At 64.3% G+C, this 25,730-nt stretch carries 27 protein-coding genes; 18 read left to right on the top strand and 9 right to left on the bottom strand.

The window, feature by feature from the left end; genetic code table 11:
• Positions 1-50 precede the first annotated feature (50 nt).
• A complete protein-coding gene (locus tag AA0Z93_RS13670; protein ID WP_413048452.1) occupies positions 51-515 on the top strand; it encodes a CopD family protein in 465 nt (154 codons plus the stop codon).
• A 29-nt stretch (positions 516-544) separates the two neighbouring features.
• Here the strand turns inward: AA0Z93_RS13670 and AA0Z93_RS13665 are convergent, their stop codons facing one another.
• The gene (locus tag AA0Z93_RS13665; protein WP_413048453.1) at positions 545-811 is read right to left on the bottom strand and encodes a DUF1145 domain-containing protein; all 267 of its coding nucleotides are present in this window, start codon (positions 809-811) and stop codon (positions 545-547) included.
• A 127-nt stretch (positions 812-938) separates the two neighbouring features.
• The gene (locus AA0Z93_RS13660) at positions 939-1,643 is read right to left on the bottom strand and encodes an OmpA family protein (protein WP_413048454.1); all 705 of its coding nucleotides are present in this window, start codon (positions 1,641-1,643) and stop codon (positions 939-941) included.
• 161 nt (positions 1,644-1,804) lie between these two features.
• Between AA0Z93_RS13660 and AA0Z93_RS13655 the strand changes: the two genes are divergently transcribed.
• Genes AA0Z93_RS13655 through AA0Z93_RS13640 form a run of 4 tightly spaced genes read left to right on the top strand, consistent with a single transcriptional unit; the run spans position 1,805 to position 3,467 of the window.
• Complete coding sequence (locus tag AA0Z93_RS13655; protein WP_413048455.1) at positions 1,805-2,299, top strand: DUF6231 family protein; 495 nt, start codon at positions 1,805-1,807, stop codon at positions 2,297-2,299.
• Between the two features lie 4 nt (positions 2,300-2,303).
• Positions 2,304-2,780 carry a YchJ family protein gene (locus AA0Z93_RS13650; protein WP_413048456.1) on the top strand — a complete coding sequence of 159 codons (477 nt, stop codon included), beginning with the start codon at positions 2,304-2,306 and terminating at the stop codon, positions 2,778-2,780.
• A 3-nt stretch (positions 2,781-2,783) separates the two neighbouring features.
• A complete protein-coding gene (locus AA0Z93_RS13645; protein ID WP_413048457.1) occupies positions 2,784-3,260 on the top strand; it encodes an LEA type 2 family protein in 477 nt (158 codons plus the stop codon).
• Between the two features lie 6 nt (positions 3,261-3,266).
• Complete coding sequence (locus tag AA0Z93_RS13640; protein ID WP_313740817.1) at positions 3,267-3,467, top strand: SEC-C metal-binding domain-containing protein; 201 nt, start codon at positions 3,267-3,269, stop codon at positions 3,465-3,467.
• 28 nt (positions 3,468-3,495) lie between these two features.
• On the opposite strand, the gene AA0Z93_RS13635 is transcribed toward AA0Z93_RS13640, so the two are convergent.
• The gene (locus AA0Z93_RS13635) at positions 3,496-4,272 is read right to left on the bottom strand and encodes an EAL domain-containing protein (protein WP_413048458.1); all 777 of its coding nucleotides are present in this window, start codon (positions 4,270-4,272) and stop codon (positions 3,496-3,498) included.
• A gap of 253 nt (positions 4,273-4,525) precedes the next feature.
• Here AA0Z93_RS13635 and AA0Z93_RS13630 point away from each other — a divergent pair, with 253 nt between their 5' ends.
• The 6 genes from AA0Z93_RS13630 (at position 4,526) to pdeM (ending at position 14,144) form a co-directional block, all read left to right on the top strand.
• On the top strand, positions 4,526-6,952 hold the full coding sequence (locus AA0Z93_RS13630) for a penicillin acylase family protein (protein WP_413048459.1): 2,427 nt from the start codon (positions 4,526-4,528) through the stop codon (positions 6,950-6,952).
• Between the two features lie 70 nt (positions 6,953-7,022).
• A complete protein-coding gene (locus tag AA0Z93_RS13625; protein ID WP_413048460.1) occupies positions 7,023-8,039 on the top strand; it encodes a ligase-associated DNA damage response exonuclease in 1,017 nt (338 codons plus the stop codon).
• Entirely contained in the window at positions 8,036-9,694 is a 1,659-nt protein-coding gene (locus AA0Z93_RS13620; protein WP_413048461.1) for an ATP-dependent DNA ligase, read from the top strand. The genes AA0Z93_RS13625 and AA0Z93_RS13620 overlap by 4 nt, the downstream gene beginning before the upstream one ends.
• Before the next feature lie 110 nt (positions 9,695-9,804).
• Complete coding sequence (locus tag AA0Z93_RS13615; protein ID WP_413048462.1) at positions 9,805-10,920, top strand: succinylglutamate desuccinylase/aspartoacylase family protein; 1,116 nt, start codon at positions 9,805-9,807, stop codon at positions 10,918-10,920.
• A 70-nt stretch (positions 10,921-10,990) separates the two neighbouring features.
• Entirely contained in the window at positions 10,991-13,453 is a 2,463-nt protein-coding gene (locus AA0Z93_RS13610; RefSeq protein ID WP_413048463.1) for a ligase-associated DNA damage response DEXH box helicase, read from the top strand.
• A 22-nt stretch (positions 13,454-13,475) separates the two neighbouring features.
• Positions 13,476-14,144 carry a ligase-associated DNA damage response endonuclease PdeM gene (gene pdeM, locus AA0Z93_RS13605; RefSeq protein WP_413049008.1) on the top strand — a complete coding sequence of 223 codons (669 nt, stop codon included), beginning with the start codon at positions 13,476-13,478 and terminating at the stop codon, positions 14,142-14,144.
• Positions 14,145-14,149: 5 nt separating this feature from the next.
• On the opposite strand, the gene AA0Z93_RS13600 is transcribed toward pdeM, so the two are convergent.
• Together AA0Z93_RS13600 and dcd are read right to left on the bottom strand one after the other, a co-directional pair.
• Positions 14,150-14,365, bottom strand: coding sequence for a hypothetical protein (locus tag AA0Z93_RS13600; RefSeq protein WP_413048464.1), 216 nt, complete (start codon positions 14,363-14,365; stop codon positions 14,150-14,152).
• 100 nt (positions 14,366-14,465) lie between these two features.
• Entirely contained in the window at positions 14,466-15,032 is a 567-nt protein-coding gene (dcd, locus tag AA0Z93_RS13595; protein ID WP_313739921.1) for a dCTP deaminase, read from the bottom strand.
• 324 nt (positions 15,033-15,356) lie between these two features.
• On the opposite strand from dcd, the gene AA0Z93_RS13590 reads away from it, so the two are divergent.
• The gene (locus AA0Z93_RS13590; RefSeq protein ID WP_012273869.1) at positions 15,357-15,566 is read left to right on the top strand and encodes a cold-shock protein; all 210 of its coding nucleotides are present in this window, start codon (positions 15,357-15,359) and stop codon (positions 15,564-15,566) included.
• A gap of 110 nt (positions 15,567-15,676) precedes the next feature.
• On the opposite strand, the gene apbC is transcribed toward AA0Z93_RS13590, so the two are convergent.
• Positions 15,677-16,771: an iron-sulfur cluster carrier protein ApbC gene (gene apbC, locus AA0Z93_RS13585; protein ID WP_413048465.1), complete on the bottom strand. Its 1,095-nt coding sequence runs from the start codon at positions 16,769-16,771 to the stop codon at positions 15,677-15,679.
• A 156-nt stretch (positions 16,772-16,927) separates the two neighbouring features.
• Here apbC and metG point away from each other — a divergent pair, with 156 nt between their 5' ends.
• The 3 genes from metG to AA0Z93_RS13570 all read left to right on the top strand — a co-directional run bounded on the left by metG (position 16,928) and on the right by AA0Z93_RS13570 (position 19,998).
• Positions 16,928-18,967 (top strand): methionine--tRNA ligase, encoded by a 2,040-nt coding sequence (metG, locus tag AA0Z93_RS13580; protein ID WP_413048466.1) that lies wholly within the window; start codon positions 16,928-16,930, stop codon positions 18,965-18,967.
• Positions 18,968-19,080: 113 nt separating this feature from the next.
• Positions 19,081-19,719 carry an endonuclease III gene (gene nth / locus AA0Z93_RS13575; RefSeq protein WP_413048467.1) on the top strand — a complete coding sequence of 213 codons (639 nt, stop codon included), beginning with the start codon at positions 19,081-19,083 and terminating at the stop codon, positions 19,717-19,719.
• Positions 19,720-19,824: 105 nt separating this feature from the next.
• The gene (locus AA0Z93_RS13570) at positions 19,825-19,998 is read left to right on the top strand and encodes a PA3496 family putative envelope integrity protein (RefSeq protein WP_413048468.1); all 174 of its coding nucleotides are present in this window, start codon (positions 19,825-19,827) and stop codon (positions 19,996-19,998) included.
• Positions 19,999-20,039: 41 nt separating this feature from the next.
• Here the strand turns inward: AA0Z93_RS13570 and AA0Z93_RS13565 are convergent, their stop codons facing one another.
• A complete protein-coding gene (locus AA0Z93_RS13565; RefSeq protein ID WP_296263501.1) occupies positions 20,040-20,663 on the bottom strand; it encodes a response regulator transcription factor in 624 nt (207 codons plus the stop codon).
• 308 nt (positions 20,664-20,971) lie between these two features.
• Between AA0Z93_RS13565 and AA0Z93_RS13560 the strand changes: the two genes are divergently transcribed.
• Positions 20,972-21,421 carry a hypothetical protein gene (locus AA0Z93_RS13560; RefSeq protein ID WP_413048469.1) on the top strand — a complete coding sequence of 150 codons (450 nt, stop codon included), beginning with the start codon at positions 20,972-20,974 and terminating at the stop codon, positions 21,419-21,421.
• 63 nt (positions 21,422-21,484) lie between these two features.
• Here the strand turns inward: AA0Z93_RS13560 and AA0Z93_RS13555 are convergent, their stop codons facing one another.
• Together AA0Z93_RS13555 and AA0Z93_RS13550 are read right to left on the bottom strand one after the other, a co-directional pair.
• A complete protein-coding gene (locus AA0Z93_RS13555) occupies positions 21,485-22,702 on the bottom strand; it encodes an argininosuccinate synthase (protein ID WP_313739915.1) in 1,218 nt (405 codons plus the stop codon).
• A 100-nt stretch (positions 22,703-22,802) separates the two neighbouring features.
• Positions 22,803-23,828 (bottom strand): flagellar protein MotY, encoded by a 1,026-nt coding sequence (locus tag AA0Z93_RS13550; protein ID WP_413048470.1) that lies wholly within the window; start codon positions 23,826-23,828, stop codon positions 22,803-22,805.
• A 154-nt stretch (positions 23,829-23,982) separates the two neighbouring features.
• Between AA0Z93_RS13550 and pyrC the strand changes: the two genes are divergently transcribed.
• Both pyrC and rnt read left to right on the top strand, forming a co-directional pair.
• A complete protein-coding gene (gene pyrC / locus AA0Z93_RS13545) occupies positions 23,983-25,029 on the top strand; it encodes a dihydroorotase (RefSeq protein WP_413048471.1) in 1,047 nt (348 codons plus the stop codon).
• A gap of 59 nt (positions 25,030-25,088) precedes the next feature.
• On the top strand, positions 25,089-25,700 hold the full coding sequence (gene rnt / locus AA0Z93_RS13540) for a ribonuclease T (protein WP_413049009.1): 612 nt from the start codon (positions 25,089-25,091) through the stop codon (positions 25,698-25,700).
• Positions 25,701-25,730 lie beyond the last annotated feature (30 nt).

The raw sequence follows: 25,730 nt of genomic DNA, 5'->3' as shown, positions 1-25,730 counted from the left end.
GGCCGGGTACTATACCCGGCAATTGTCCGTTATGCCGCATGGAGATCCACATGCTCGTCCTTGCCCTGCCCTACACACTGCATGTGCTTGCCGCGCTGATCTGGGTCGGCGGCATGTTCTTCGCCTGGCTGGTGCTGCGCCCGGCGCTGGCTGCGGCGCTGGACGGGCCGAGCCGGCTGAAAGTCTGGGTGGAAGTTTTCCCACGCTTCTTCGGATGGGTCTGGGTGGCCATAGCGAGCTTGGCGATCAGCGGTGTGATCATGCTGCATCAGCGCTTCACCGGCTTCGAAACGGCGCCGCGCTATGTGCAGTGGATGATCGGCGGGGGCATCGTGATGGTCGCGTTGTTCCTGCGCGTGCAAGCATTGCTGCTGCCACAGCTGCACACCGCAGTGCAGAAAGAAGACTGGGCCGAAGGCGCGCGGGTCATGAACGGTATCCGACGGATGGTGGGCTGCAACCTGTTGCTAGGGCTAGCGGTAGTGGCCCTGGCCAGTGCGCGCTGCAGCCTGTAAGTGAATACTCGCCCAAAGCGTTGCCAAGTCTAGGGCCGGGACAAGGGCCGTGGAATGGACATGACGTGAAAGATGCCGGTCAAGAGGATCTGCACACGGTCGAACCAACGGTGGCTGCGCTCGCGCAGGCTGCCATTGAAGGCGAGCATTTCCAGCACGTGCAGGCCGAACAGCAGCAGGCCGGCAGCCTTGATCAGCAACGCGAACGGCATGGCCTGGGGTAATAACTGGTTGAACAGCACCACACCCCAGAACAGCACGGTCAGCGCTTTACCCAGCATCAGAACGGCTTTCATCCCGCCTCTCCTCGATGGCGTCCGGTAGCTGCCCAGCATGCCGTAGACCGTCGTGCGGCACGAGCCCGGTCATCGCCCGGTTCAAGGGGCGACCCGCGCGCCTGGAGGGCACGCGGGCGCGGCCCACTCAACGCTCGATCTTGATTTCCGTACGGCGGTTCATGGCGCGGCCCTCGGCCGTGGCATTGTCGGCCACCGGTTGGCTCTCCCCGGCACCGCTCACTACGACGAAGCTCGCGCGGGGCACGCCGCTGCTGATCAGGTAATCGGTCACCGAATGGGCGCGGCGATCGGACAGCCTTTGGTTGTAGCCATCGGCGCCGACGCTGTCGGTATGCCCGGTCACGCTCAAACGAACGCCGGCCGCTTCCTGCTTGAGGCGGGTGGCGATGGTGTTGAGACGCTCCTTGTCGGCGGCGGTCAGGCGCGCCGAATCGAACTCGAAGTGCACGTCGCGGATCACGATCACTTCTTCTTTCTCGACCACCACCACTTCTTCGACCACCGGCGGGGGCGCTGGCGGCTGCAACGGGCAGCCGGTGGCGTCGACCTGCACCCCGCGCGGGGTGCCTGGGCACTTGTCGCGGCTGTCCGGCACGCCATCGCCGTCTTCGTCGCCATCGCCATGGGCCCAGCAGTAGCCGGCGGCCAGGCCGCCACCGAGCAGCGCGCCCCAGCCTGTCCAACTGGAACTCTCGATGGCGCCCAGGGCGGCACCGCCCACGCCACCTATAGCGGCGCACTTGGGCCAATCGGTCTTCTGCAGGCCGGCGCAACCGGTCAACAGACCGGAAAGCAGCACCAGAGGTAACGCCGTACGGACTATGCTCATGCGTGGCTTCTCCCAGGGGTAGGGCCGGCCCGGTGGCCGGCTCATCGCAGTAAAGACCCTGTCTTGCAGGGCTGCCAGCGTTACGCCAGCATTGCACCCGGCGGCCTCTATGCCCACGGGCCGCAGAGGGCTAGTCTTGAGCGTCATAACGAGGAGCGGCAATGACCACGAGTTTTTCCGAACGCACTCCGCAACAAGCCCTGGCGGCCCTGCTCGAAAGGGTGCGCCCGCAGCGCCTGCTGCTTGTCGGCAGCCGGTTCCCCGCGCTGACAGCGTTCACCCAGGCGCATCCGCAGTGCGTCATCGATGTCGCCGCACCAGGTCCCCTGCCCGCCGCGATGGCCGGCCAGCGTTACGACCTGGCGATTCTGGTCGAATGCCTGGAACACCTGAGCAAGCGCAGCGGCTTGGAACTGCTCGGCGGCATCCGCAATCTGAACGCCAGCAAAGTCGCGGTGCTGGCTGACCTGCACGCCTGCGGCTGGCAGGACACCGACTTCTTCGCCCTGGCCCTGTCGGCCAGCGAACGGTTCCGCCGCGATCAGCAGCAGTTGTGTCTGTTCACCTATGATCTACGCGATTACAAGCAGGTACCGGACTGGCTCAACGCCCGGTTCTGGGCCAACCCGGAAAATTTTGGCAAGTACTGGTGGTGATTTCATGAGCGTTTCGGTCTGCCCTTGCGGCAGTGGCAACCTACTCGACGCCTGTTGCGGCCATTGGCATGCCGGCACGCCGGCGCCCGATGCCCAGGCCTTGATGCGCTCACGCTACAGCGCCTACGTGCTGGGCCTGATCGACTACCTGCACGACACCACCCTGCCCGCCCAGCACGCGGGCCTGGACCGCGCCGCGATCGCTGCGTGGAGCGCCCAGAGCACATGGCTGGGGCTGGAGGTTCACGAGGTGGAAGTATTCGGCGGTCAACCGGAGCATGCCTTCGTCACCTTCACCGCACGCTGGCACGATGGCGAAGGCGACCACCAGCACCGCGAGCGCTCGGCTTTCGTACAGCGCGAGGGTCGCTGGTACTTCATCGACCCCACCGTGCCGCTCAAGGCCGGCCGCAACGACCCTTGCCCCTGCGACAGCGGGCAGAAATTCAAGAAATGCTGCGCCAGCTATCTGGCAGGATGACCCATGACCCTCTTAAGCCGTCTGCTGGTTCTGAGTACGTTGCTAGGCCTGCTGACCGGCTGCGTGAGCTGGGGCGGTGACCCATGGCGCCAACCGCAAGTGCACCTGGTGAAGGTGAAAACGGTCAAGGCCAGCCTGCACCAGCAGGAGTTCGTTCTGCGTCTGCGGGTCGACAACCCCAACGACAGCCGCCTGTTCATCCGCAGCCTCGACTACGCCATCATGCTCAACGACATCCCCTTGGTGGTCGACCAGGCCAGCCTCTGGCGCAGCGTAGCGGGCGAGGATTCACGCAATTTCAACATCACCGTACGCACCAACCTGTGGCGCCACATGAAACCCTTGGCGAAACTGATCCGCAGCAAGCAGCCGCTCACTTACCGACTCAAGGCCGACATCCATACCGGCCTGTTCTGGTTCACGGACCTGCACGTCTCGCGCAGTGGTGAGATACTGCACAGCGATTTTCTACCGGAGTGACCCGCAATGACCCAACAACCCCACGTTCATGGCCCCGACTGCAACCATGGTCACGATCATCACGATCACGATCACGGCCATGTGCACGGCCCGCACTGCAACCATGGCCACCAGGAGCCGGTGCGCAACGCCCTCAAGGACGTAGGCCGCAACGACCCCTGCCCATGCGGCAGCGAGAAGAAATACAAGAAGTGCCACGGCGCCTGACCGACGCTTGGCTTGAGGGTCGCTGGGGTCAGCCCAGCGGCCATTCCACAGGCGGCAGCGCCTCGTAGCTGGGCTTGGCGAATAGGTAGCCCTGGAACAGCGAGATCCCCAGCGTTTTCAGCACCCTGTATTCGTCGAGTTGCTCGACGCCTTCGGCGATCAGGCGAATGTCCAACTTCCGGCAGATGCCGACGATGCCTTCGACGATGGTGAAACGCGTCGAGTCCAGGTGGATGTTGCGTATCAACTCCATGTCGAGCTTGACGATGTCCGGCTGGAATTCGGCCAACAATCCCAACCCTGCATAACCGGCGCCAAAATCGTCGATGGCGGTCTTGAACCCTTGCCGCTGGTACTCGAGCAGGATGTTCTTCAAATGTGCGCGATCGGTGAGCTGCTCGCCTTCGGTGACCTCGAACAGAATGCGCTGGGTGGGAAAGCCGACCCGACGTGCTGCCTCGAGCGTGGCACGGATGCACGCCGCCGGCTGGTACACCGCGTTGGGCAGGAAATTGATGCTCAGATAGCCTTGCAACTGCAGCTTGGCGGCAAGCTCCACCGCCTTGACGCGGCACGTCTGGTCGAAGGTGTAGCGATTGTCTTCGGTGACCTGCTGAAGAATGCTATGTGCGCCACTGCCATCGGTGCCCCTTACCAACGCCTCATAACCGAACACACGCCGCTCGTCGACATCGACGATCGGCTGGAACGCCATGCTGAAATCGAATGGCAGCGGCGCCTGGTCGGCGCACCGGCTGCAACCGACCGGGCGGGGTGAGCCGGTGGGGGTGGATGGACGTGTCATGTTGTTCACCTCAGATGGCCTATTGCCGTCATGCTTCGACGCGTTCGAGGCCCACAGGTTCTACGCCTGGCCGAATCATCTCCATGACTTTGCGAGCCATATCGCATGCCGCTGCCCGCAAACCCAGGCAACAGCGCTTGTCCGGCCTCGTCCGGGCGCGCAAAAAAGCCCGCGTCGCCGCTTGCTTACCGGCCGACCCATCACTAACGTAGCGCCTTTCGCCAACCACCCTCGCCTTGCAGGAGCTCCCGCCATGGCCGCCGCCTTCGCGCCCTTTCGCCCACGCCTCAGCGCCGTCGCCGCGCTGCTCGGCACGCTTGGCCTGGCCGGCTGCCAGATGGCCGCACCACCGGGCAACGTGCCGCCCAGCGTCGGCGTACAGCCGCTCAAGGGCCTGGCCCAAGGCGCCTCGGTGCGCCGCAACGACATGGGCGCGCCGCTGATCGAGAGCGGTAACTTCCACGATGCGCTGTTCAGCCTGGGCTACGTACAGGGCGTGGACCGCATCGAACAGATGGTCACCCTGCGCTTGCTGGCACAGGGCCGTCTGGCCGAGCTGGCAGGTGCCGAGGCCCTGGACATCGACCGTCTCATGCGGGCGACGAACCTGCGCCAGACCGCTGCCCAGCAATACGCCGATGCCTCCCCGCGCTTGCAGCGCTTCTTCGAGGTGTATGCGCGCGGCGTGAACGCCTACCTGTACCGCTACCGCAACGACCTGCCCGCAGGCCTGGCGCGCAACGGCTACCGCATCGAGTATTGGAAACCCGAAGACTCGGCGCTGATCTTCAGCCTGTATGCCTTCACCCAATCGGTGAACCTGCACGAAGAGCTGTCGGCCGTGACCTTGGCCCAGCACGTCGGCAGCGACAAGCTGGCCTGGCTGTTGCCGGTAGCCGCCGACGAGCCCTTGGCCGAGGCCGAAGTCGACAAGCTCAAGGGCCTGGACCTCGCCCGCCAGTTGCCGGGTTTCGCCGCCGTAGCGACCGCTGCCAAACGCCTGGCCGATGCGCAATTGCTGGGCACCCCAGGCTCGACCAACCTTGCCCTCGGCCCGCAACGCAGCCGTAGCGGCAACAGCCTGCTGGTCAGCGACAGCCGCGCCGCCTGGGCGCTGAGCCCGGTGCAACTGCACACCGCCAAGTACCAGGTCGCAGGCCTGGCCCTGCCGGGCCTCCCGCTGATGCTGGCCGGCTACAACGGCAAGCTGGCCTGGAGCAGCAGCGCAGTGCTGGCCGACGACCAGGACCTGTACCTGGAACAGGTCCGTCGCCAAGGCGACCGCCTGACCTACCTCGCCGACGGCAAATGGCTGGCGGCGCGGGCGCGCAGCGAAACCTTCCTGGTCAAAGGGCAGCGCCCGGTGCGCGAGGTGCAATACGAAACCCGTCACGGCGTGCTGCTCGGCCAACCGGGCAACGGTGGCCTGGCTTTGGCACTGCACCTGCCTTCGCTCAAGGGCGATCGCAGCCTCGATGCGCTGTTCGACCTGACCCGCGCCAAATCGGTGGAAAAAGCCTTCGACAGCACCCGCGAGATCGGCGCCGCCGCGCTCAACTTCGTCTTCGCCGAACCGCAGCACATCGGCTGGCAGGTCAGCGGTCGCTACCCGAACCGCCGCGAAGGCCAGGGCTTGCTGCCCTCGCCCGGCTGGGACGCGCGCTACGACTGGGACGGCTACGCCGACCCGATGCTGCATCCCTACGATCAGGACCCGGCCAGTGGCTGGATCGGCCACGCCAACGAGCGCAGTCAGCCCAAAGGCTACGGCATGCAGCTGTCGAGCAGCTGGTATTACCCCGAGCGCGCCGAGCGCCTGGCGCAGTTGGCCGGCAACGGTCGCCACGACGCTCGTAGCCTGATGGCGCTGCCCGACGACCAGGTCACGCCCATGGCCGACAAGCTCAAGCGCATGCTCGAAGCGCCCGGCATGGCGCAGCCGCTCAAGCAGGCCATCGACGCCCTGCCGGCCGCTGACCGGGAGCAGGCACGCGAAGCGCTGTCGCGGCTGCGGGCCTTCGACGGCCGGCTCAGCGCCGGCTCGGCGGACGCCGCACTGTATGAGCTGTTCCTCCAGGCAGTGGCGCGGCAGACCTTCCTCGATGAGCTTGGCCCCGAATCGAGCGCCGCCTGGCAGGCTTTCGTCGGCAATTCGCGGCTGTCGTATTCGGCCCAGGCCGACCACCTGCTGGGCCGCGACGACAGCCCGTTCTGGGATGACCGCAGCACCGCGCAGCGCGAAGACAAGCCGACCATCCTCGCCCGCAGCCTGGCCGCCGCCATGCGCGACGGTACCCAGCGCCTGGGCGCCGACCGCCGCACCTGGCAGTGGGGGGCGCTGCACCAGTACCGCTGGCCCGCCCCGGCGTTGCCCGGTGCGACCGCAGGGCCCGAGCGCCCGCCCATGGCCGCCGGCGGCGACTTCAGCACCCTGGCGCTGACGCCTTATGCCTGGGGTAGCGACTTCGACACGGCACTGCCGGCCTCGGCACGCATGTTGGTCGATTTCAGCCAGGCCGAGCCGCTGCAAGTGCTGACCAGCACCGGAGCGTCCGACGCCCTCGCCGGCAAAGGCCTCGAGGCCTGGTTCAAAGGCCGCTACATGACCCTGCCGACCCAGCCGCAGCACTTCGAGCGCGCCTACGGCAAGCAGCGCCTGTCGCTGGTGCCCGGCAAGTAGCCGCCCGATTCGGTCGAACTTCCATCATGGCGGCGCGCTCCCAACAGGAACATCCTGAGGGGCGCACCGCATGGACCTCGTCATCGCTCGACCCGAAGGGCTGTACTGCCCGCCGGGAGATTTCTACATCGACCCCTGGCGCCCGGTTTCCCGCGCGGTCATCACCCACGGCCATGGCGACCATTCGCGACCCGGCAACGGCCACTACCTGACCGCAGCGCCCGGCGAAGGCGTGCTGCGCAGCCGCCTCGGCCAGGACATCAATCTGCAAACCCTGCCCTATGGCGAGCGCCTGGTGCACAACGGCGTGACCCTGAGCCTGCACCCGGCCGGCCACGTGCTCGGTTCGGCACAGGTGCGTTTGGAATACCAGGGCGAAGTCTGGGTCGCTTCGGGCGATTACAAAGTCGAGCCCGACGGCACCTGCGCGCCCTTCGAGCCGGTGCGCTGCCACACCTTCATCACCGAATCGACCTTCGGCCTGCCGATCTACCGCTGGCCCAGCCAGGCCGAGATCTTCGCCCAGGTCAACGAGTGGTGGCGTGGCAATGTCGAGCAGGGCAAGGCCAGCGTGCTGTTCAGCTATGCCTTCGGCAAGGCCCAGCGCCTGCTGCACGGCATCGATGCGAGCATCGGGCCCATCTTGGTGCATGGCGCGGTGGAGCCGCTGAACCGGGTCTACCGCGAAGCCGGCATCGCCTTGCCTGACACACGTTACGCAGGCGACGTCGCGCGCAACGATCCCCTGCTGCGCAGCGCCCTGATCGTCGCGCCGCCGTCGGCCGGCGGCAGCAGCTGGATGAAGCGCTTCGGCGACTACAGCGACGCCTTCGCCAGCGGCTGGATGCGCCTGCGCGGCACCCGCCGTCGCCGCGGTGTGGATCGTGGCTTCGTGCTGTCCGACCACGCCGACTGGCCCGGGCTGCTATGGGCCATCGAGCAGACCGAGGCGCAGCGGGTCATGGTCACCCATGGCTCGGTCAACATCCTGGTGCGCTACCTCTGCGAGCAGGGCCTGGATGCGCGTGGCTTCGTCACCGAGTACGGCGAGGAAGACGACGCCACTGCGGCGGAGCCACACCCATGAAAGCCTTCGCCGAGCTGTACCTGCGCCTGGACGCCACCACCTCCAGCAATGCCAAGCTCCTGGCCCTGCGCGAATACTTCGCCGAAGCGCCGCCCGACGATGCCGCTTGGGCGGTGTACTTCCTGGCCGGCGGCAGGCCGCGGCAACTGGTGCCGACCCGCGTGCTGCGCGAGCTGGCCACGCAGCTTTCGGGTTTGCCGGAATGGCTGTTCGAAGAGAGCTACCAGGCAGTAGGCGACATGGCCGAGACCATTTCGCTACTGCTGCCCGAATCCGAATACCTCAGCGACGAGGGCCTGGCCCACTGGGTCGAGGCCTATCTGCTGCCGCTACGCGGGCAGACGCCCGAGGAACTGCACGAGCGCCTGCCCAGGCTCTGGGCGCAACTCGACCGGCCCAGCCTGATGCTGTGCCTCAAGCTGATCACCGGCAGTTTCCGCGTCGGCGTGTCCAAGCTGCTGGTCACCCGCGCGCTGGCGCAACTGGCCGAGCTGGACCCCAAACGCGTGGCTCAGCGCCTGGTGGGCTACACCGACCTCAGCCATCGGCCCACTGCCGAGCGCTACCTCAAGCTGATCGCCGAAGAGTCCGATGCCGAGCACAGCGAGCGTGGCGGCCAGCCCTATCCTTTCTTTCTCGCCCATGCCTTGCAGGCGCCCACCGACCAGTTCGACGGGCTGCTCGGTGCACCCAGCGACTGGCAGATCGAATGGAAGTGGGACGGCATCCGTGCCCAAGTGGTCAAACGCGACGGCCAGCTGTGGATCTGGTCGCGCGGCGAAGAGTTGGTCACCGAACGTTTTCCAGAGCTGCACAGCTTGGGCGATACCCTGCCCGACGGCGTGGTACTGGACGGCGAAATCCTGGTCTGGAAACCCGGCAGCTCGGCCGAAGACGTCGCCGTGCAGCCTTTCGCCCTGCTGCAACAGCGCCTGGGGCGCAAGACCCTGGGCAAGAAACTGCTCACCGATGCCCCTGTGGCGTTGCAGGCCTACGACCTGCTCGAATGGCAAGGCGAGGATTGGCGCAGCCGCCCGCAGCACGAACGGCGCAGTCAACTGGAACGTCTGGTCGACGAGCATCCACTGGCCCCGGTGCTGCTCTCGCCCTTGATCCAGGGCAAGGACTGGGCCGACCTCGATCAGCAGCGCGAAGCGTCGCGGCGCCTGGGCGTCGAAGGCATGATGCTCAAGCAGCGTGAAGCGTTGTATGGGGTGGGCCGCACCAAGGACATGGGCGTGTGGTGGAAATGGAAGGTCGACCCGTTCAGCGTCGATGCCGTGCTGATCTATGCGCAACGCGGCCACGGCCGGCGGGCCAGCCTGTACAGCGACTACACCTTCGCGGTGTGGGACGGCCCGCCCGGCACACCGGAACGCACCTTGGTGCCCTTCGCCAAAGCCTACTCGGGGCTGAGCGACGAAGAGATGCGCAAGGTCGATGCGATCGTGCGCAAAACCACGGTCGAGACCTTCGGCCCGGTGCGCAGTGTAACCCCGACCCTGGTGTTCGAGCTGGGCTTCGAGGGCATCGCGCTGTCCAAACGGCACAAGAGCGGTATCGCCGTGCGCTTCCCACGCATGCTGCGCTGGCGCCAGGACAAGACCGTCGAGCAGGCCGACGACCTGGCGATCCTGCAAGGGCTGCTGGCATGACGCGATAGCGGGCAGGCGCGGCGATCCTGTGCTTTCATTGGCAGGCGCCGCGCGCTTGCGCCATCGCGCCGTACCGTTTGCCCACCCGCACTGCATCTTCAGGACCCTTCATGCACCTCGTCAGCCACGACCTGCTTTCACCCGTCCCCGGCGTCACCCGCCAACTGCACAGCTTCCACTTCGGCCCGCACGGGGCCGGCAAGGTGTATATCCAGGCGGCGCTGCATGCCGACGAATTGCCGGGCATGCTGGTGGCCTGGCACCTCAAGCGCCAGCTGCTGGCCCTGGAACAGGCCGGGCGCCTGCACCGCGAGGTCGTGCTGGTGCCCGTCGCCAATCCGATCGGCCTGGAGCAGGTACTGCTCGATGCGCCGCTCGGCCGTTTCGAACTGCACAGCGGCGAGAACTTCAACCGGCGCTTCGTCGACCTGGCCGACGAGGTCGGCGACCGTATCGAGGCCCGGCTTGGCGACGATGGCGAAGGCAACCTGGAGCTTATCCGCCAGCAACTGTGCGCCGCCCTGGCCGAGCACCGTGCCCACACGCCCTTGCAGTCGCTACGCCTGGCCTTGCAGCGGCTGGCCTGCGACGCTGAGCTGGTGCTCGACCTGCACTGCGATTTCGAAGCCGTCGAGCACCTCTACACCACGCCAGACGCCTGGCCGCACGTGGAACCGCTGGCGCGCTACCTGGGCGCCGAAGCCAGCCTGCTGGCCACCGACTCGGGCGGGCAGTCGTTCGACGAATGTTTCAGTCTGGTCTGGTGGCAGTTGCAACAGCGCTTCGCCAAGCGTTTCCCGATCCCGCTGGGCAGCCTTGCCGTCACACTGGAGTTGCGTGGGCAGAGCGACGTCAGCCATGAACTGGCCGCGCAGGATTGTCAGGCCATCCTAGACTTCCTCACCTACCGTCAAGTCATCCAGGGCCAGGCGCCCGTCCTGCCTGCACTACGTCGACCCGCTACGCCACTGGCGGCGGTGGAGCTGGTGACGGCGGCCAGCGGCGGACTGCTGGTGTACCACGCCCATCCCGGGCAGTGGCTGCAAGCCGGAGCCCTGATCGCCGAGGTCATCGATCCGCTCACCGACCAGGTGCAACGCTTGCACAGCACCCAGCCGGGCCTGCTCTACGCGCGCAGCGTACGGCGTCTGGCCACCAGCGGTATGGTGGTCGCCCACATCGCCGGCGAGCAGGTCTGCCGCAGCGGTTACCTGCTGGGTAACTGAAGCGCCGGTAAAACCAACCGGGACGCCGCGCGGTCTGTTGCAGCACAGCCCCAGCCAGGATCGGCCGCGCATGCCAGCACCCTCTGACCCCGCCAGCTCATGGTTCGCCACTCGCGGCTGGACGCCCTTCGCTTTCCAACGCAAGGTCTGGGCAGCCGTCGGCCGCGGCGAGTCCGGCTTGTTGCATGCCAGCACCGGCGCGGGCAAGACCTACGCGGTCTGGTTGGCCGCCGTACGCGCCCTGGCCGGCAAGCGCGGTGCCAGCGGCTCGCTGCGCCAGCCCGCGCCTTTGCAGGTGCTGTGGATCACGCCCATGCGCGCCTTGGCCGCCGACACCGCCAAGGCCCTGCAAGCGCCACTCGAAGACCTGCACCTGAACTGGTCGGTGGGCGTGCGCAGCGGCGATACCCGCAGCGCCGAGCGTGCACGGCAGGCACGCCGCCTGCCCACCGCGCTCATCACAACACCGGAAAGCCTGACCCTGCTGCTGACCCGTGCCCAGGCCGAGCAGGACTTCACCAGCCTGCGCATGGTGGTGGTCGACGAATGGCACGAATTGCTCGGCAGCAAGCGCGGCGTGCAGCTGCAACTGGCCCTGGCGCGCCTACGCCGCTGGCATCCGGGTTTGGTGGTGTGGGGCCTGTCGGCGACCCTGGGCAACCTAGACCATGCCCTGGACGTGCTGGTGCCAGGCGGCGGCCAGTTGATCCAAGGACGGCAGGACAAACGCATGGACGTCGACACCCTGCTACCGCCCGACATCGAACGCTTCCCCTGGGCCGGGCACATGGGCTTGAAGCTGCTGCGCCCGGTCATCGAGCAGATCGAGGCCAGCAGCAATTGCCTGGTGTTCACCAACACCCGTGCGCAATCCGAGCTCTGGTACCAGGCCGTGCTCGATGCGCGTCCCGACTGGGCCGGGCTGATCGCGCTGCACCATGCGTCCTTGGCGCGCGACACCCGCGATTGGGTCGAGCGCAGCCTCAAGCAGGGCACGCTCAAGGCCGTGATCTGCACCTCGAGCCTGGACCTGGGGGTGGACTTTCTGCCGGTGGAGCGCGTACTGCAGATCGGCTCGACCAAAGGCATCGCACGCCTGGTGCAACGTGCCGGCCGCTCCGGCCACGCGCCGGGCCGGCCATCGCGCATCACCCTGGTGCCGACCCACAGCCTCGAACTGGTGGAAGCCGCAGCCTGCCGTCAGGCCCTGGCGGCCGGATACCTGGAGGGTCGGCGCTCGCCCCGGCTGTGCATGGACGTGCTGGTGCAACACTTGGTGAGCATGGCTCTGGGCAGCGGTTTCGTCGCCGCAGAGCTGCTGGCCGAAGTGCGCAGTACCTGGGCCTTCCACGAACTGCGCGACAGCCAATGGCAATGGGCTTTGAGCTTCGTCTGCCATGGCGGCGACTCGCTCAGCGCCTATCCTGACTACCAGCGTGTCGAACTGCACCCCGACGGTCGTTATCGCGTCGCCAGCGAGCGCCTGGCGCGGCGCCACCGCATGGGCATCGGTACCATCGTCAGCGACGCGACCCTGCAGCTCAAATACTGGAGCAAGGGCGGTGGCGGCAAGCACTTGGGCAGTGTCGAGGAATCCTTCATCTCGCGCCTGCGCCCCGGCGACACTTTGGTCTTCGCCGGCCGCGTGCTGGAACTGGTGCGCGTGGAAAACATGACCGCCTACGTGCGCCGCAGCACCGCGCGCAAGGCTGCCGTGGCGCGCTGGAGCGGTGGGCGCATGCCTTTGTCGGGCGAACTGGCCCAGGCCTTGGTGGCGCAGTTGGACGGTGCCGCCCATGGGCGCTACGACAGCCCGGAGATGCGCGCCGTACGCCCTCTGCTGGCGGTGCAGGCCGACTGGTCGGCACTGCCTACCGCCGCGACGCTGCTGGCCGAAACCCTGGATACGCGGCAGGGTTCGCACCTGTTCCTCTACCCCTTCGCCGGGCGCTTGGCCAACCTGGGCCTGGCCAACCTGATCGCCTGGCGCGTGAGCCAGGCCCAGCCACTGTCGATTTCCATCGCCGTCAACGACTATGGCTTCGAGCTGCTCAGCCCCAGCGTCGTGGATTGGGCTGCGCACTTGCCGGCGGCGTTGTCCACCGACAATCTGCTGGAGGACGTGACGGCCAGCCTCAACGCGGGTGAAATGGCCCTGCGACGCTTCCGCGAAATCGCCCAGATCGCCGGCTTGGTGTTCGGCGGCTACCCGGCGGCGCAAAAGAGCACCCGCCAGATTCAAGCGTCCAGTGGCTTGTTCTACGAAGTATTCCGCAAGCACGATGCGGACAACCTGTTGCTGGGCCAAGCCCGCGACGAAGTATTGCGAGAGGAATTGGAAATCGAGCGCTTGAACGAACAACTGCTGCGCATCACCGGGCTGCGCCTGGACCTGCATCGCTTGCAGCGTCCCAGTCCCCTGGGTTTCGCCCTGCTCGTCGAGGGCTTACGCGACACCATGAGCAGCGAGAAACTGGCCGATCGCATCGCCCGGATGGTGGCGGACTTGGAAAAGGTGGCGGACCGTGGATGAACTGCTGCTATCCGGTGCCGTCATGGCGGCGGCGTCGATCGGCGAACACCGCGTGATCGAACACGGGGGCGAGCCTCTGTGGCTGCTACCGGACAAAGCCGTCTACTGGCCAGCGCAAAAGGCTTTGTTGGTGGCCGATGTGCACATCGGTAAAGCCGCCAGTTATCGAGCGCTGCACCAACCCGTGCCGCGCGGCACCACCCAAGCGACGCTGGATCGCCTGACAGCCTTGTTGGCGCACTACCCCTGCGAACGATTGATCGTTCTGGGGGACTTCCTGCATGCGCGCAGCGGTCGTTCGCCGGCTACCCTTGCACGGTTGCAGGCCTGGCGCGAAGCGCATCCGGCGCTCGACATGGTACTGGTGCGTGGCAACCATGACCGCCATGCGGGCGACCCGCCGAGCGAACTCAACATGGTCATCGTCGAAGAGCCCTGGCTGCTCGGTCCCTTCGCGTTGCAACACGAACCGGATCCGCATCCGCAACGACCGGTGCTGGCCGGCCACGTGCACCCGGCATTCGTGCTGCGCGGGCGCGGTAAACAGCGGCTGCGCCTGCCCTGCTTCGTGATCGACGAGCACGTCAGCCTTCTGCCAGCCTTCGGCGAATTCACCGGGGGTTGGAACGTCGAGCGCCAACCAGGCACCCGCTTGTTCGTCGCGGGCGCTGGACAGGTCTGGCCGGTGTAACCCGATCAGGCGACAGGCGTGGGTGGCGGCTCGTCTGGCACGGTCGGCTCGCCGGGTTCTTGCGGCTGCGGGAAATCAGGATCGGGCTGGCCGGGTTTACCCCCTAGGTAATGAGGCATGGGCGGCACGGGCGGGTGGGCGAGGAGCGACCAGACAGGTGCGCCGATCTGGTTAGGTTGGAGTCCGGCCAGCTTGGCGCTGACAGCAGCATGAAGTTTCATAGGCTTCTCCTGACGAAGCGCCGCGGCGCGTTATGCGCCTGCGGCGTTACTGACTGTTTGGAGTGCCTATCCGAGAAACAATTCCCGCAGCTTGTCGGGCTCAGGTACGTGGCAATGTGACGCCACGCTGGCCTTGGTACTTGCCGCCGCGGTCTTTATAGGACACTTCGCACTCTTCGTCCGATTCCAGGAAGAGCATCTGCGCTACGCCCTCGTTGGCATAGATCTTCGCCGGCAGCGTGGTGGTGTTGGAGAACTCGAGGGTCACGTGCCCTTCCCATTCCGGTTCCAGCGGCGTGACGTTGACGATGATGCCGCAGCGCGCATAGGTGCTCTTGCCCAGGCAGATGGTCAGCACGTTGCGCGGGATGCGGAAGTATTCGACGGTACGCGCCAGGGCGAACGAATTGGGCGGAATGATGCAGACGTCGCTCTTGATGTCGACGAAGCTGCCGGCATCGAAGTTCTTCGGATCGACGGTGGCCGAGTTGATGTTGGTGAAGACCTTGAATTCGTCGGCGCAGCGCACGTCGTAGCCGTAGCTGGAGACGCCGAAGGAAATCACCCGGCTGTCTTCGCCGCCGCGCATCTGACGCTCGACGAACGGCTCGATCATGCCGTGCTCCTGTGCCATGCGGCGAATCCACTTATCCGATTTGATGCTCATGGCGGGGTGTCCTGAAAGTACGAAGGAAAACGAGAGGCGCATCTTACCGGTCCCGGCGCCAGGGTTAAAGTTCCCTGCCCCGGCCCCTTGTGCGGCGCGGCTTGGGCCGTCCGTCGAGCTGAATCGATGCAATGCGCATCTAGACCATTGGCAGGCTGTGGAAAGTGGGTTAAGGTGTCGCCACTGTGCTGCACGTGACACCGAGAATCTCTAGTTTGATGCACGATTTCCATCGGCCCATCGCTGAATTTTCCTACTCTTTGCACTCAGTCCGGCCGGGGCGTTTCCTGTGCCGAAATCAACTTTGTCCAAGGAGACAGACACATGTCCAACCGTCAAAACGGTACTGTTAAGTGGTTCAACGATGAGAAAGGCTACGGCTTCATCACCCCGCAATCGGGCGATGACCTGTTCGTGCACTTCAAAGCCATCCAAGCTGACGGCTTCAAAACCCTGAAAGAAGGCCAAGCTGTTACTTTCGTCGCTACCCGCGGCCAGAAAGGCATGCAGGCTGAAGAAGTTCAGATCGCCTAAGTCGATCTCGCTTCCTCGCTTCGAAAAAACCCGCCTCGGCGGGTTTTTTTATGGACGCGATTCAGGCGGATCCCGTGCGGCGGCAGCAGTGTCGCCGCACAGGGGTTGAATCAATCGTCGCTGACGGTGATGTTCGGCATGGCCGGCGCGATGCTCGCCTGCCGGGCGATACGCGCACCGACCGAACGCGCCAACTCCTGATACACCAGGGCTATCTGGCTGTCCGGCTCGGCGATGGCGGTAGGCTTACCGTTGTCGGCCTGTTCGCGGATCAGCATCGACAGCGGCAGCGAAGCCAGCAGGTCGACATCGTAATGGCTGGCGAGCTTCTCGCCGCCGCCTTCGCCGAACAGGTGCTCGGCATGGCCGCAGTTCGAACAGATGTGCACGGCCATGTTCTCGACCACGCCCAGGACTGGAATGTTGACCTTGCGGAACATCTCTACACCCTTCTTGGCATCGAGCAAGGCCAGATCCTGAGGCGTAGTCACGATCACCGAGCCGGCCACCGGCACCTTCTGCGCCAAGGTCAGCTGGATGTCGCCCGTGCCCGGCGGCATGTCGATGACCAGGTAGTCGAGATCGTCCCAGGCGGTTTGCGTCACCAGTTGCAATAACGCGCCCGAGACCATGGGGCCACGCCAGACCATCGGTGTGTTGTCGTCGGTCAGGAACGCCATCGACATCACCTCGACGCCGTGGGCCTTGATTGGCACGAACCATTTCTGCTCACGCACCTGGGGCCGCGTGCCTTCGGCGATGCCGAACATGATCCCTTGGCTGGGCCCGTAGATGTCGGCGTCCAGAATGCCCACCCGAGCGCCCTCGCGCGCCAGTGCCAGCGCCAGGTTGGCGGCGGTCGTCGACTTGCCCACACCACCTTTGCCAGAGGCCACGGCGATGATGTTCTTGACGTTGCTCATGCCCGGCACCTGGGCCTGGGCTTTGTGCGGCGCGATGACGCAATCGATGCTGACCGACGCCTGCTCGACCCCCTCGATGTGTTCCAGGGCGGTGGACAGCACTTGCGCCCAGCCCTGGACGAACAGCCCAGCGGCATAACCCAATTGCAGTCGCACGCCGACGCGGCCACCGTCGATGTCGATGGCCCGCACGCAACCGGCGCTGAGCGGATCCTGATTCAGATAGGGGTCGGTGTACTGGCGCAGTACATCTTCTACTGCGGCACGTGTGACGGCACTCATGGAGGCTCCCGCTGCAAGACAGTCAATGGATCGAGGGGACTATGCTAACCCGTCAATCGTCAGCAGATGTGCACACGGGATGAAATATATCGCCCGGCACTTTATAGTGGCCGATCAACTTTTCGTCATTCAAAGCAGATAAGTAGCCGAGCCACCATGTCCGAGCCACGCCAGATCCTAGTCACCAGCGCCTTGCCATATGCCAACGGTTCGATCCACCTTGGCCATATGCTGGAGTACATTCAGACGGACATGTGGGTGCGTTTCCAGAAGATGCGTGGCAATCAGTGCATCTATGTCTGCGCCGACGACGCCCACGGTTCGGCCATCATGTTGCGCGCCGAGAAAGAAGGGATCACGCCCGAGCAACTGATCGCCAACGTCCAGGCCGAACACAGTGGCGACTTCGCCGATTTCCTGGTCGATTTCGATAACTTCCACTCCACGCATTGCGAAGAGAACCGGGAACTTTCGGCTTGGGTCTATACCCGCCTGAAAGACGCCGGGCACATCGCCACGCGCTCGGTCACGCAGTACTTCGACCCGGAAAAAGGCATGTTCCTGGCCGATCGGTTCATCAAGGGCACCTGCCCCAAATGCGCTGCCGACGACCAATACGGCGACAACTGCGAAAAATGTGGCGCCACCTACGCGCCCACCGAATTGAAAAACCCGAAGTCGGCCATTTCCGGTGCCACGCCCGAGCTGCGCGACTCCCAGCACTTCTTCTTCAAACTGCCCGACTTCCAGACCATGCTCGAGCAATGGACACGCAGCGGCACTTTGCAGGATGCGGTCGCCAACAAGCTATCCGAATGGCTCGATGCAGGCCTGCATGAGTGGGACATTTCCCGCGATGCGCCGTATTTCGGCTTCGAGATTCCCGGCGAACCCGGCAAGTTCTTCTACGTCTGGCTGGATGCGCCAATCGGCTACATGGCCAGTTTCAAAAACCTTTGCGCGCGCCGCCCGGAGCTCGATTTCGATGCGTTCTGGAGCGCCGATTCCACGGCCGAGCTGTACCACTTCATCGGCAAGGACATCGTCAATTTCCACGCCCTGTTCTGGCCTGCCATGCTCGAAGGCGCCGGCCTGCGCAAGCCGACGGCGGTCAACGTGCACGGCTACCTGACGGTCAACGGTGCGAAGATGTCCAAATCGCGTGGCACCTTCATCAAGGCCCGCACCTACCTGGATCATCTGGCGCCCGAATACCTGCGTTATTACTACGCCGCCAAGTTGGGCCGTGGGGTGGACGACCTCGATTTGAACCTGGAAGACTTCGTGCAGAAGGTCAATTCCGACCTAGTAGGCAAGGTGGTCAACATCGCCAGTCGCTGTGCGGGCTTCATCCACAAGGGCAACGACGGCGTGCTGGTGGCCGGCGATGCCGCACCGGCGCTGACCGAGGCGTTCGCCCAAGCCACGGCGTCGATCACCGAGGCCTACGAGCACCGTGATTTCGCACGCGCCATGCGCGAAATCATGGCGCTGGCCGACCGTGCCAATGCCTGGATCGCCGAGCGGGCGCCTTGGGCGCTGGCCAAGCAAGAAGGCAAGCAGGCTGAAGTCCAAGCCATCTGTGCGCAGGGTATCAACCTGTTCCGCCAGTTGGTGATCTTCCTCAAGCCGGTATTGCCGTTGCTGGCCGCCGACGCAGAAGCCTTCCTCAACGTGCCGCCGCTGCGCTGGAGCGACCTGGGCTCGCGCCTGGAAAACCACCAGCTCAACGTCTTCAAGCCGTTGATGAGCCGGATCGAGCCGGCCAAGGTCGAGGCGATGGTCGCGGCCAGCCAGGAAGACTTGGCTGCCGCCAACGCCGAAGCCGCAACCGGCAATGGCGAGCTGAAGAAAGACCCTCTGGCCGCGCAGATCGAGTTCGACACTTTCGATGCGGTCGACCTGCGCGTCGCACTGATCGTCAAGGCCGAGGCGGTCGAGGGCGCCGACAAACTGCTGCGCCTGACCCTGGACATCGGTGACGAGCAACGCAACGTGTTCTCCGGGATCAAGTCCGCCTATCCGGACCCGAGCCAGCTCGAAGGCCGGCTGACCATGATGGTCGCCAACCTCAAACCGCGGAAAATGCGCTTCGGCGTGTCCGAAGGCATGGTCATGGCCGCAGGCCCCGGCGGCGCGGAAATCTACCTGCTCAGCCCCGACAGCGGCGCCAAGCCAGGCCAACGCATCAAGTGATCCCAGCCGGTACTGGTCACGGCGCTAACGCCTGGCCAGTACTTTCAACGCTCAACGTGACGTCCGTCGGCTTGCGCGACCCACACGGACATCGCCATTCCATCGACAGAACCATGAACGCAACCAAACGCCTGGAAATCTTTCGCAGGCTGCATGAAGACAACCCTGAGCCCAAAACCGAATTAGCCTACACCTCGCCGTTCGAGTTGCTGATTGCCGTGATACTGTCGGCGCAGGCAACCGACGTGGGCGTCAATAAGGCGACCGCTCGCCTTTACCCGGTCGCCAATACCCCCGAAGCGATCTACGCCTTGGGTGTAGAGGGCTTGAGCCAGTACATCAAGACCATTGGCCTGTACAACAGCAAGGCCAGGAACGTGATCGAGACCTGCCGCTTGCTGGTCGAGCAGCATGGCAGCCAGGTGCCGGAAACCCGTGAAGCCCTGGAGGCGTTACCGGGCGTTGGCCGCAAGACGGCCAACGTGGTGCTGAATACGGCCTTCCGCCAGCCAGCCATGGCGGTGGACACGCATATTTTCCGTGTCAGCAACCGCACCGGGATCGCGCCGGGCAAGAACGTGGTGGAAGTGGAAAAGAAGCTGGTCAAATTCGTGCCCAAGGCCTATCTACTCGATGCCCACCACTGGCTGATCCTGCATGGCCGCTATGTGTGCCAGGCACGCAAGCCGCGTTGCGGCAGCTGCCGAATCGAAGACCTGTGCGAGTACAAGCACAAAACCTCCGACGATTGAAGCAATAGAAATTAGCTGCACCATTGATTGAAAAAATCTTTTTTACCGCACTCGGCATTCTCGCTATAAGGACGGCCATTGGCCCTTTATGCCGTGGAGTGATGAATGAGTACCGATAAAGACGACGACCTGCTCGATGACGACTTCACTGCCGAAGAGGATGCGCCTGCCCCCATCGAGCAAGCGAAAACCAATCTGAGCAAACGCCGGACCATCGACAACCTGCTCGAAGAGCGGCGATTGCAGCGACAGCTTACGGACTTCGACTATGACTTCTGAATGCTCGTAACCCCCGGTAGGGGCCGTCCTTGGCGCTGCGCTCAGACCAGGCTATGGCGCTGGGCGAGTTCGATCAGGTCGACCAGCGAACGAGCATTGAGCTTGAACAGCAGACGGCTTTTATAGGTGCTTACCGTTTTGTTACTGAGGAACATGCTGTCGGCGATCTCTTTGTTGGACCGACCTTTTGCCAACTGTTGCAATACCATCATTTCGCGGCTGGACAGTCGCTGGACCATCTCCGATTCGCTGCCGCCTCCAGGGCTACGCGTGGTATGAATGGCCTGGTTGGGGAAGTAGCTGTAACCCGACAACACCGCCTTGATCGCGCTCAACAACTCCGTCAGTTCCTGCTGTTTGCAAACGTAGCCGGCAGCTCCGGCCTGCATGCAACGCATGGAGAAATGCCCAGGCGATTGCGAGGTCAGCACCAGCACCTTGCTCTCTGGGCTCAAGGCTTTCATTCGTGCGATGACCTCAAGCCCGTCGAGCTTGGGAATACCGATGTCGAGAATGACGATGTCGGGCAGCAGGTCCCGGGTGAGTTGCAGCGCATCGACGCCATTGTCGGTTTCTGCGACGACGTCGTACCCGTGCCGCTCCATCAACATGCGTACAGCCAGACGAATGACCGGGTGATCGTCCACGATCAGCACTTTATTCATGCGATATCCATCTACTCGTTGTTGAATTAGAGAAGCGCAATAACGAGCAAGACTAACCTCAGGAACTCACGCTGTCCGGCCAGTAATGAGCGCCAAGATCAGGCCTACAGCAAGTAAGGAAAATTCCTACATTTGGTCAGAAATTTAAACAGTATTGGCCGGCACTACAGCCTTGTATGACAGCAAGACCCGAGGATACCCAGACGCCGCGAAGAGTGTGCTCGACACGAGCATAGGGAAGTAGCCCGGGTGTCAATCTGAGCCAAGCAACTGTAGATAGCTTAAAAGCCCTTGCAGACACCGCCGCCATGAATAAGACAGACCCCATCAGTCCACTGTCCCTCATCGCCATTTTCGCTGGAATCATCGAAGCCTCGGCACTGGCGTCGCTGCCGTTCCTGAGCCGCGAAAGCCAATACATCTACACCTGGTTTCTGGTCGGATTCCCTTTCTTTCTGACCGTACTGTTCTTTCTCACCCTCAACTTCAATTACCGCTCGCTGTGGAAACCTGCCTACCGGCCCATACCGCCCACAGTGGTCCCCATGGCACCCGACCTCTTGCCCTTCGCTCTGGCCGAACCGCCGCTGACTCTGGCGCTGTCGGGCAACGACACCCCCCGGCAAATCGAGCAACGCCTGCTCCAAGCCATATCCCAAGAGTTGGAGCATGAGCGCGCATGGGTCATTTTCGACCTCGAAAAACGCAGGCGTGTCTGTCTGGTGCTCAGCCCCGACAAGGTTCCACCCGGCTACTGAGCTGGCACAGCGGCAAAAAAAAACCCCAGCCAATGGCTGGGGTTTTCGCAATGCCACCAACTGTCAGAGCAGCGAACGCCCCTTGTTCGCGGCGATGCGCATGCGCAGGGCATTGAGCTTGATGAAGCCTGCGGCGTCGGCCTGGTTGTAGGCGCCGCCGTCTTCTTCGAAGGTCGCGATGTTGGCATCGAACAGCGAGTCGTCGGACTTGCGGCCGACCACGGTCACGTTGCCTTTGTACAGCTTCAGACGCACGACACCGTTCACGTTCACCTGCGAGGCGTCGATCATCTGCTGCAGCATGACGCGCTCCGGGCTCCACCAGTAGCCGGTGTAGATCAGGCTGGCATACTTGGGCATCAGCTCGTCTTTGAGGTGAGCCACTTCACGGTCGAGGGTGATCGACTCGATGGCGCGATGGGCACGCAGCATGATGGTGCCGCCTGGAGTTTCGTAGCAGCCACGGGACTTCATGCCCACGTAACGGTTTTCCACGATATCCAGGCGACCGATACCATTGGCGCCGCCGATCTTGTTGAGCTCGGCCAGCACCGTAGCCGGGCTCTTCTCGACACCGTCGATGGCGACGATGTCGCCATTGCGGTAGGTGAGTTCCAGGTAGGTGGCCTGGTCCGGCGCGTTTTCCGGGGAGACGCTCCAGCGCCACATGTCTTCTTCGTGCTCGGTCCAGGTGTCTTCCAGGACGCCGCCTTCATAAGAGATGTGCAGCAGGTTGGCGTCCATCGAGTACGGCGATTTCTTCTTGCCGTGGCGCTCGATCGGGATGGCATGCTTTTCGGCGTAATCCATCAGTTTTTCGCGCGAGAGCAGGTCCCATTCACGCCATGGCGCGATGACCTTGACGCCCGGCTTGAGCGCGTAGGCGCCCAGTTCGAAGCGCACTTGGTCGTTGCCCTTGCCGGTCGCGCCGTGGGAAATGGCGTCGGCGCCGGTCTCGTTGGCGATTTCGATCAGGCGCTTGGCGATCAGCGGACGAGCGATGGAAGTACCCAGCAGGTACTCGCCTTCATACACGGTGTTGGCGCGGAACATCGGGAAGACGAAATCGCGTACGAACTCTTCGCGAAGGTCGTCGATGTAGATTTCTTTGACGCCCATCGCCTGGGCCTTGGCGCGGGCCGGCTCGACCTCTTCGCCCTGCCCCAGGTCAGCGGTGAACGTCACCACTTCGCAGTCGTAGGTATCTTGCAGCCACTTGAGAATCACCGAAGTATCAAGGCCGCCGGAATACGCCAGTACGACCTTTTTTACGTCCGCCATGCCATCACTCCACGGGTTGTACGGAAAGCCCCGGATTCTACCGGCCTTGCGCGCAGATTTACAGGGGCGCGACAGCTTGTGACGGCAAAGCGACAGGATCTCAGGTGCCGCCCGGCTTCACGGCACTGGGCGCCGGGCTCTTGGCAGCGGCGGGCGCTGGCGATGTAGCGGCTGGCGCACTGGTTGGCGTCGTCGGCGCGGTATCCGCCGCGGGGTTGCTTGCCGGCGCTGGCGCAGGCGAAGCCGGCGTGCTCTGCGCAGGCTTGGCCACAGGCGCGACGCGCTCGAGTTGAACGCTCACGCGGCGGTTGCGTGCCCGGTTGGCGGCGCTGTTGTTCCTAGCCAGCGGATACCGCTCGCCATGGAAGCGCACCACGATCTGCTCCATGGGCACGCCATGGCTCACCAGGTAATCGGCCACCGCCAGCGCGCGCCGCCGCGAGGTGTCGCGGTTGCTCAGGCGGTTGCCGCTGTTGTCGGAGTGGCCGTCCAGCTCGATGTGGTTCATCGTCGGATCGGCCTTGAGATAGGCGAGGATCAGGTCCAGGCGCGCACGGGCGGCGGCGTCCAGATCGACCCCGGCACCCGGAAATCCCACCTGGGTCTGGCGCACCTGATCGTAGTTCATCGGCAGCAGCTTGCCGGCGCAGGCCAGGTAATCCTCGAAGCCCTTGTTGAAGTTCACCGGCAGCACACGCACTTCGATCGGTTGACCGCCCTCGCCCGAGCCCTTGCGCACCACCGCGCTGCGACCGTCGAGCAACCCGCTGATCACGCGGCTGGCCTGGGCCTGGGTCGAACTGAACAACACGCCGCCGGCGCCCAGGCGCACGCTACCCAGCCCGATGTCGCCCCGGCCGGGCTGCCAGGGCGCGGCCGCAGCCGACAGCGTGGCGCTGCCGGTGCCGAGCAGGTGGCTGTCCGAACGCAGGCCGAAGGTCGGTTGCTCGCCAGCACGGCGGACGAACTCACCGCTGCCGAACCCCTTGATGGGTTGGATCAGACGGCACTCGAACTGATCGCCCTCGACCTTCCAAACCGCATCTTCAAGACGGCTCTGCAAGGTCACGGCGCCCGCCGGCAAGCTGGCGAACAGGGTAAGCAGGATCAGGTAACGCTGGCGCACGGGCGGCTCCATGAATCGTTGCGGCATACCTGCAGGCTATCGGACGCGTCGGGCAAAACTTGATAGTGGCCACTGGCTCCCGGCTGCGCTGATGCTCGAACGGCGGTTTTCCGGTAGCATGGGCGCCCTGAGTTCGACCCGCCTGGAATCCCCAATGTCCGATCGCCTGACCCTCCTGCGCCCCGACGACTGGCACATCCACCTGCGCGACGGAGCGGTGCTGCAGCACACCGTCGCGGATGTGGCTCGCACTTTCGCCCGCGCCATCATCATGCCCAACCTGGTGCCTCCGGTCCGCAGTGCCGATGAAGCGAGCGCCTACCGCGAGCGCATCCTCGCTGCGCGCCCGATGGGCAGCCGCTTCGAGCCGCTGATGGTGCTGTACCTCACCGACCGCACGCGCCGCGAGGACATTCTGGCGGCCAAGGCCAGCGGCATCGTCTATGCCGCCAAGCTCTATCCCGCCGGCGCGACGACCAACTCCGATTCCGGCGTGACCAGCATCGACAAGATCTTTCCCGCTATCGAGGCGCTGGCCGAAACCGGCCTGCCGCTGCTGGTGCACGGTGAAGTGACGCGCCCCGAGATCGACGTGTTCGACCGGGAGAAACGTTTCATCGACGAGCACATGCGGCGCCTGGTCGAGCGTTTCCCTGACTTGAAAGTCGTGTTCGAACACATCACCACAGGCGATGCGGCGCAGTTCGTCAGCGAGGCGCCGGCCAACGTCGCGGCGACCATCACTGCGCAGCACTTGCTGTACAACCGCAACCACATGCTGGTCGGCGGCATCCGTCCGCACTTCTACTGCCTGCCGATCCTCAAGCGCAACACCCACCAGGTGGCCCTGCTCGATGCAGCCACCAGCGGCAGCGCGAAGTTCTTCCTGGGTACCGATTCGGCGCCCCATGCACGCCATGCCAAGGAAAACGCCTGCGGCTGCGCCGGATGCTATACCGCCTTCGCCGCCATCGAGCTGTACGCCGAAGCCTTCGAATCGCGCGGTGCGCTGGACAAGCTCGAAGGCTTCGCCAGCCTGCACGGCCCGGCCTTCTACGGCCTGCCGGCCAACACCGATCGCATCACCCTGGTACGCGAAGAATGGACGGCTCCGGCCAGCCTGCCCTTCGGCGAGCAGACCGTAGTTCCGCTGCGTGCAGGTGAAACCCTGCGCTGGCGTTTGCTGGAGAATCAAGCGTGACCGACGAACATTACGAAGACGAGCAGGACACAACCGGCAGCCCAGGTTCGCGCCACCCGATGGCCGAGCGCTTCCGTGGCTATCTGCCCGTAGTGGTGGATGTGGAAACCGGTGGCTTCAACAGCGCCACCGACGCCCTGCTGGAAATCGCCGCCGTGACCATCGGCATGGACGAGAAAGGGTTCCTGTTTCCCGAGCACACCTACTTCTATCGGGTAGAGCCGTTCGAGGGCGCCAATGTCGAACCGGCCGCGCTGGAATTCACCGGCATCAAGCTCGACCATCCGCTGCGCATGGCGGTCAACGAAGACGTGGCCCTGACCGACATCTTCCGCGGCATCCGCAAGGCGCTCAAAGCCAACGGCTGCAAGCGGGCGATCCTGGTCGGGCACAACAGCAGCTTCGACCTGGGCTTCCTCAACGCCGCCGTTGCGCGCAACGACATCAAGCGCAATCCGTTCCACCCCTTCTCCAGCTTCGACACCGCTACATTGGCGGGCTTGGCATACGGGCAGACCGTTTTGGCCCGCGCCTGCCAGAGCGCCGACATCGATTTCGATGGGCGTGAAGCACATTCGGCGCGTTACGACACCGAGAAAACTGCCGAACTGTTCTGCGCCATCGTCAACCGCTGGAAGGACATGGGCGGCTGGCGCGACTTCAACGACTGACCTGTCGCTATACCGCACCCATGAAAAAAC

This window comes from Pseudomonas phoenicis (assembly GCF_047302395.1).
GTDB lineage: Bacteria > Pseudomonadota > Gammaproteobacteria > Pseudomonadales > Pseudomonadaceae > Aquipseudomonas.
The sequence above is the reverse complement of the archived record's forward strand: the minus strand, read 5'-3'. Positions and strand labels throughout refer to the sequence as shown.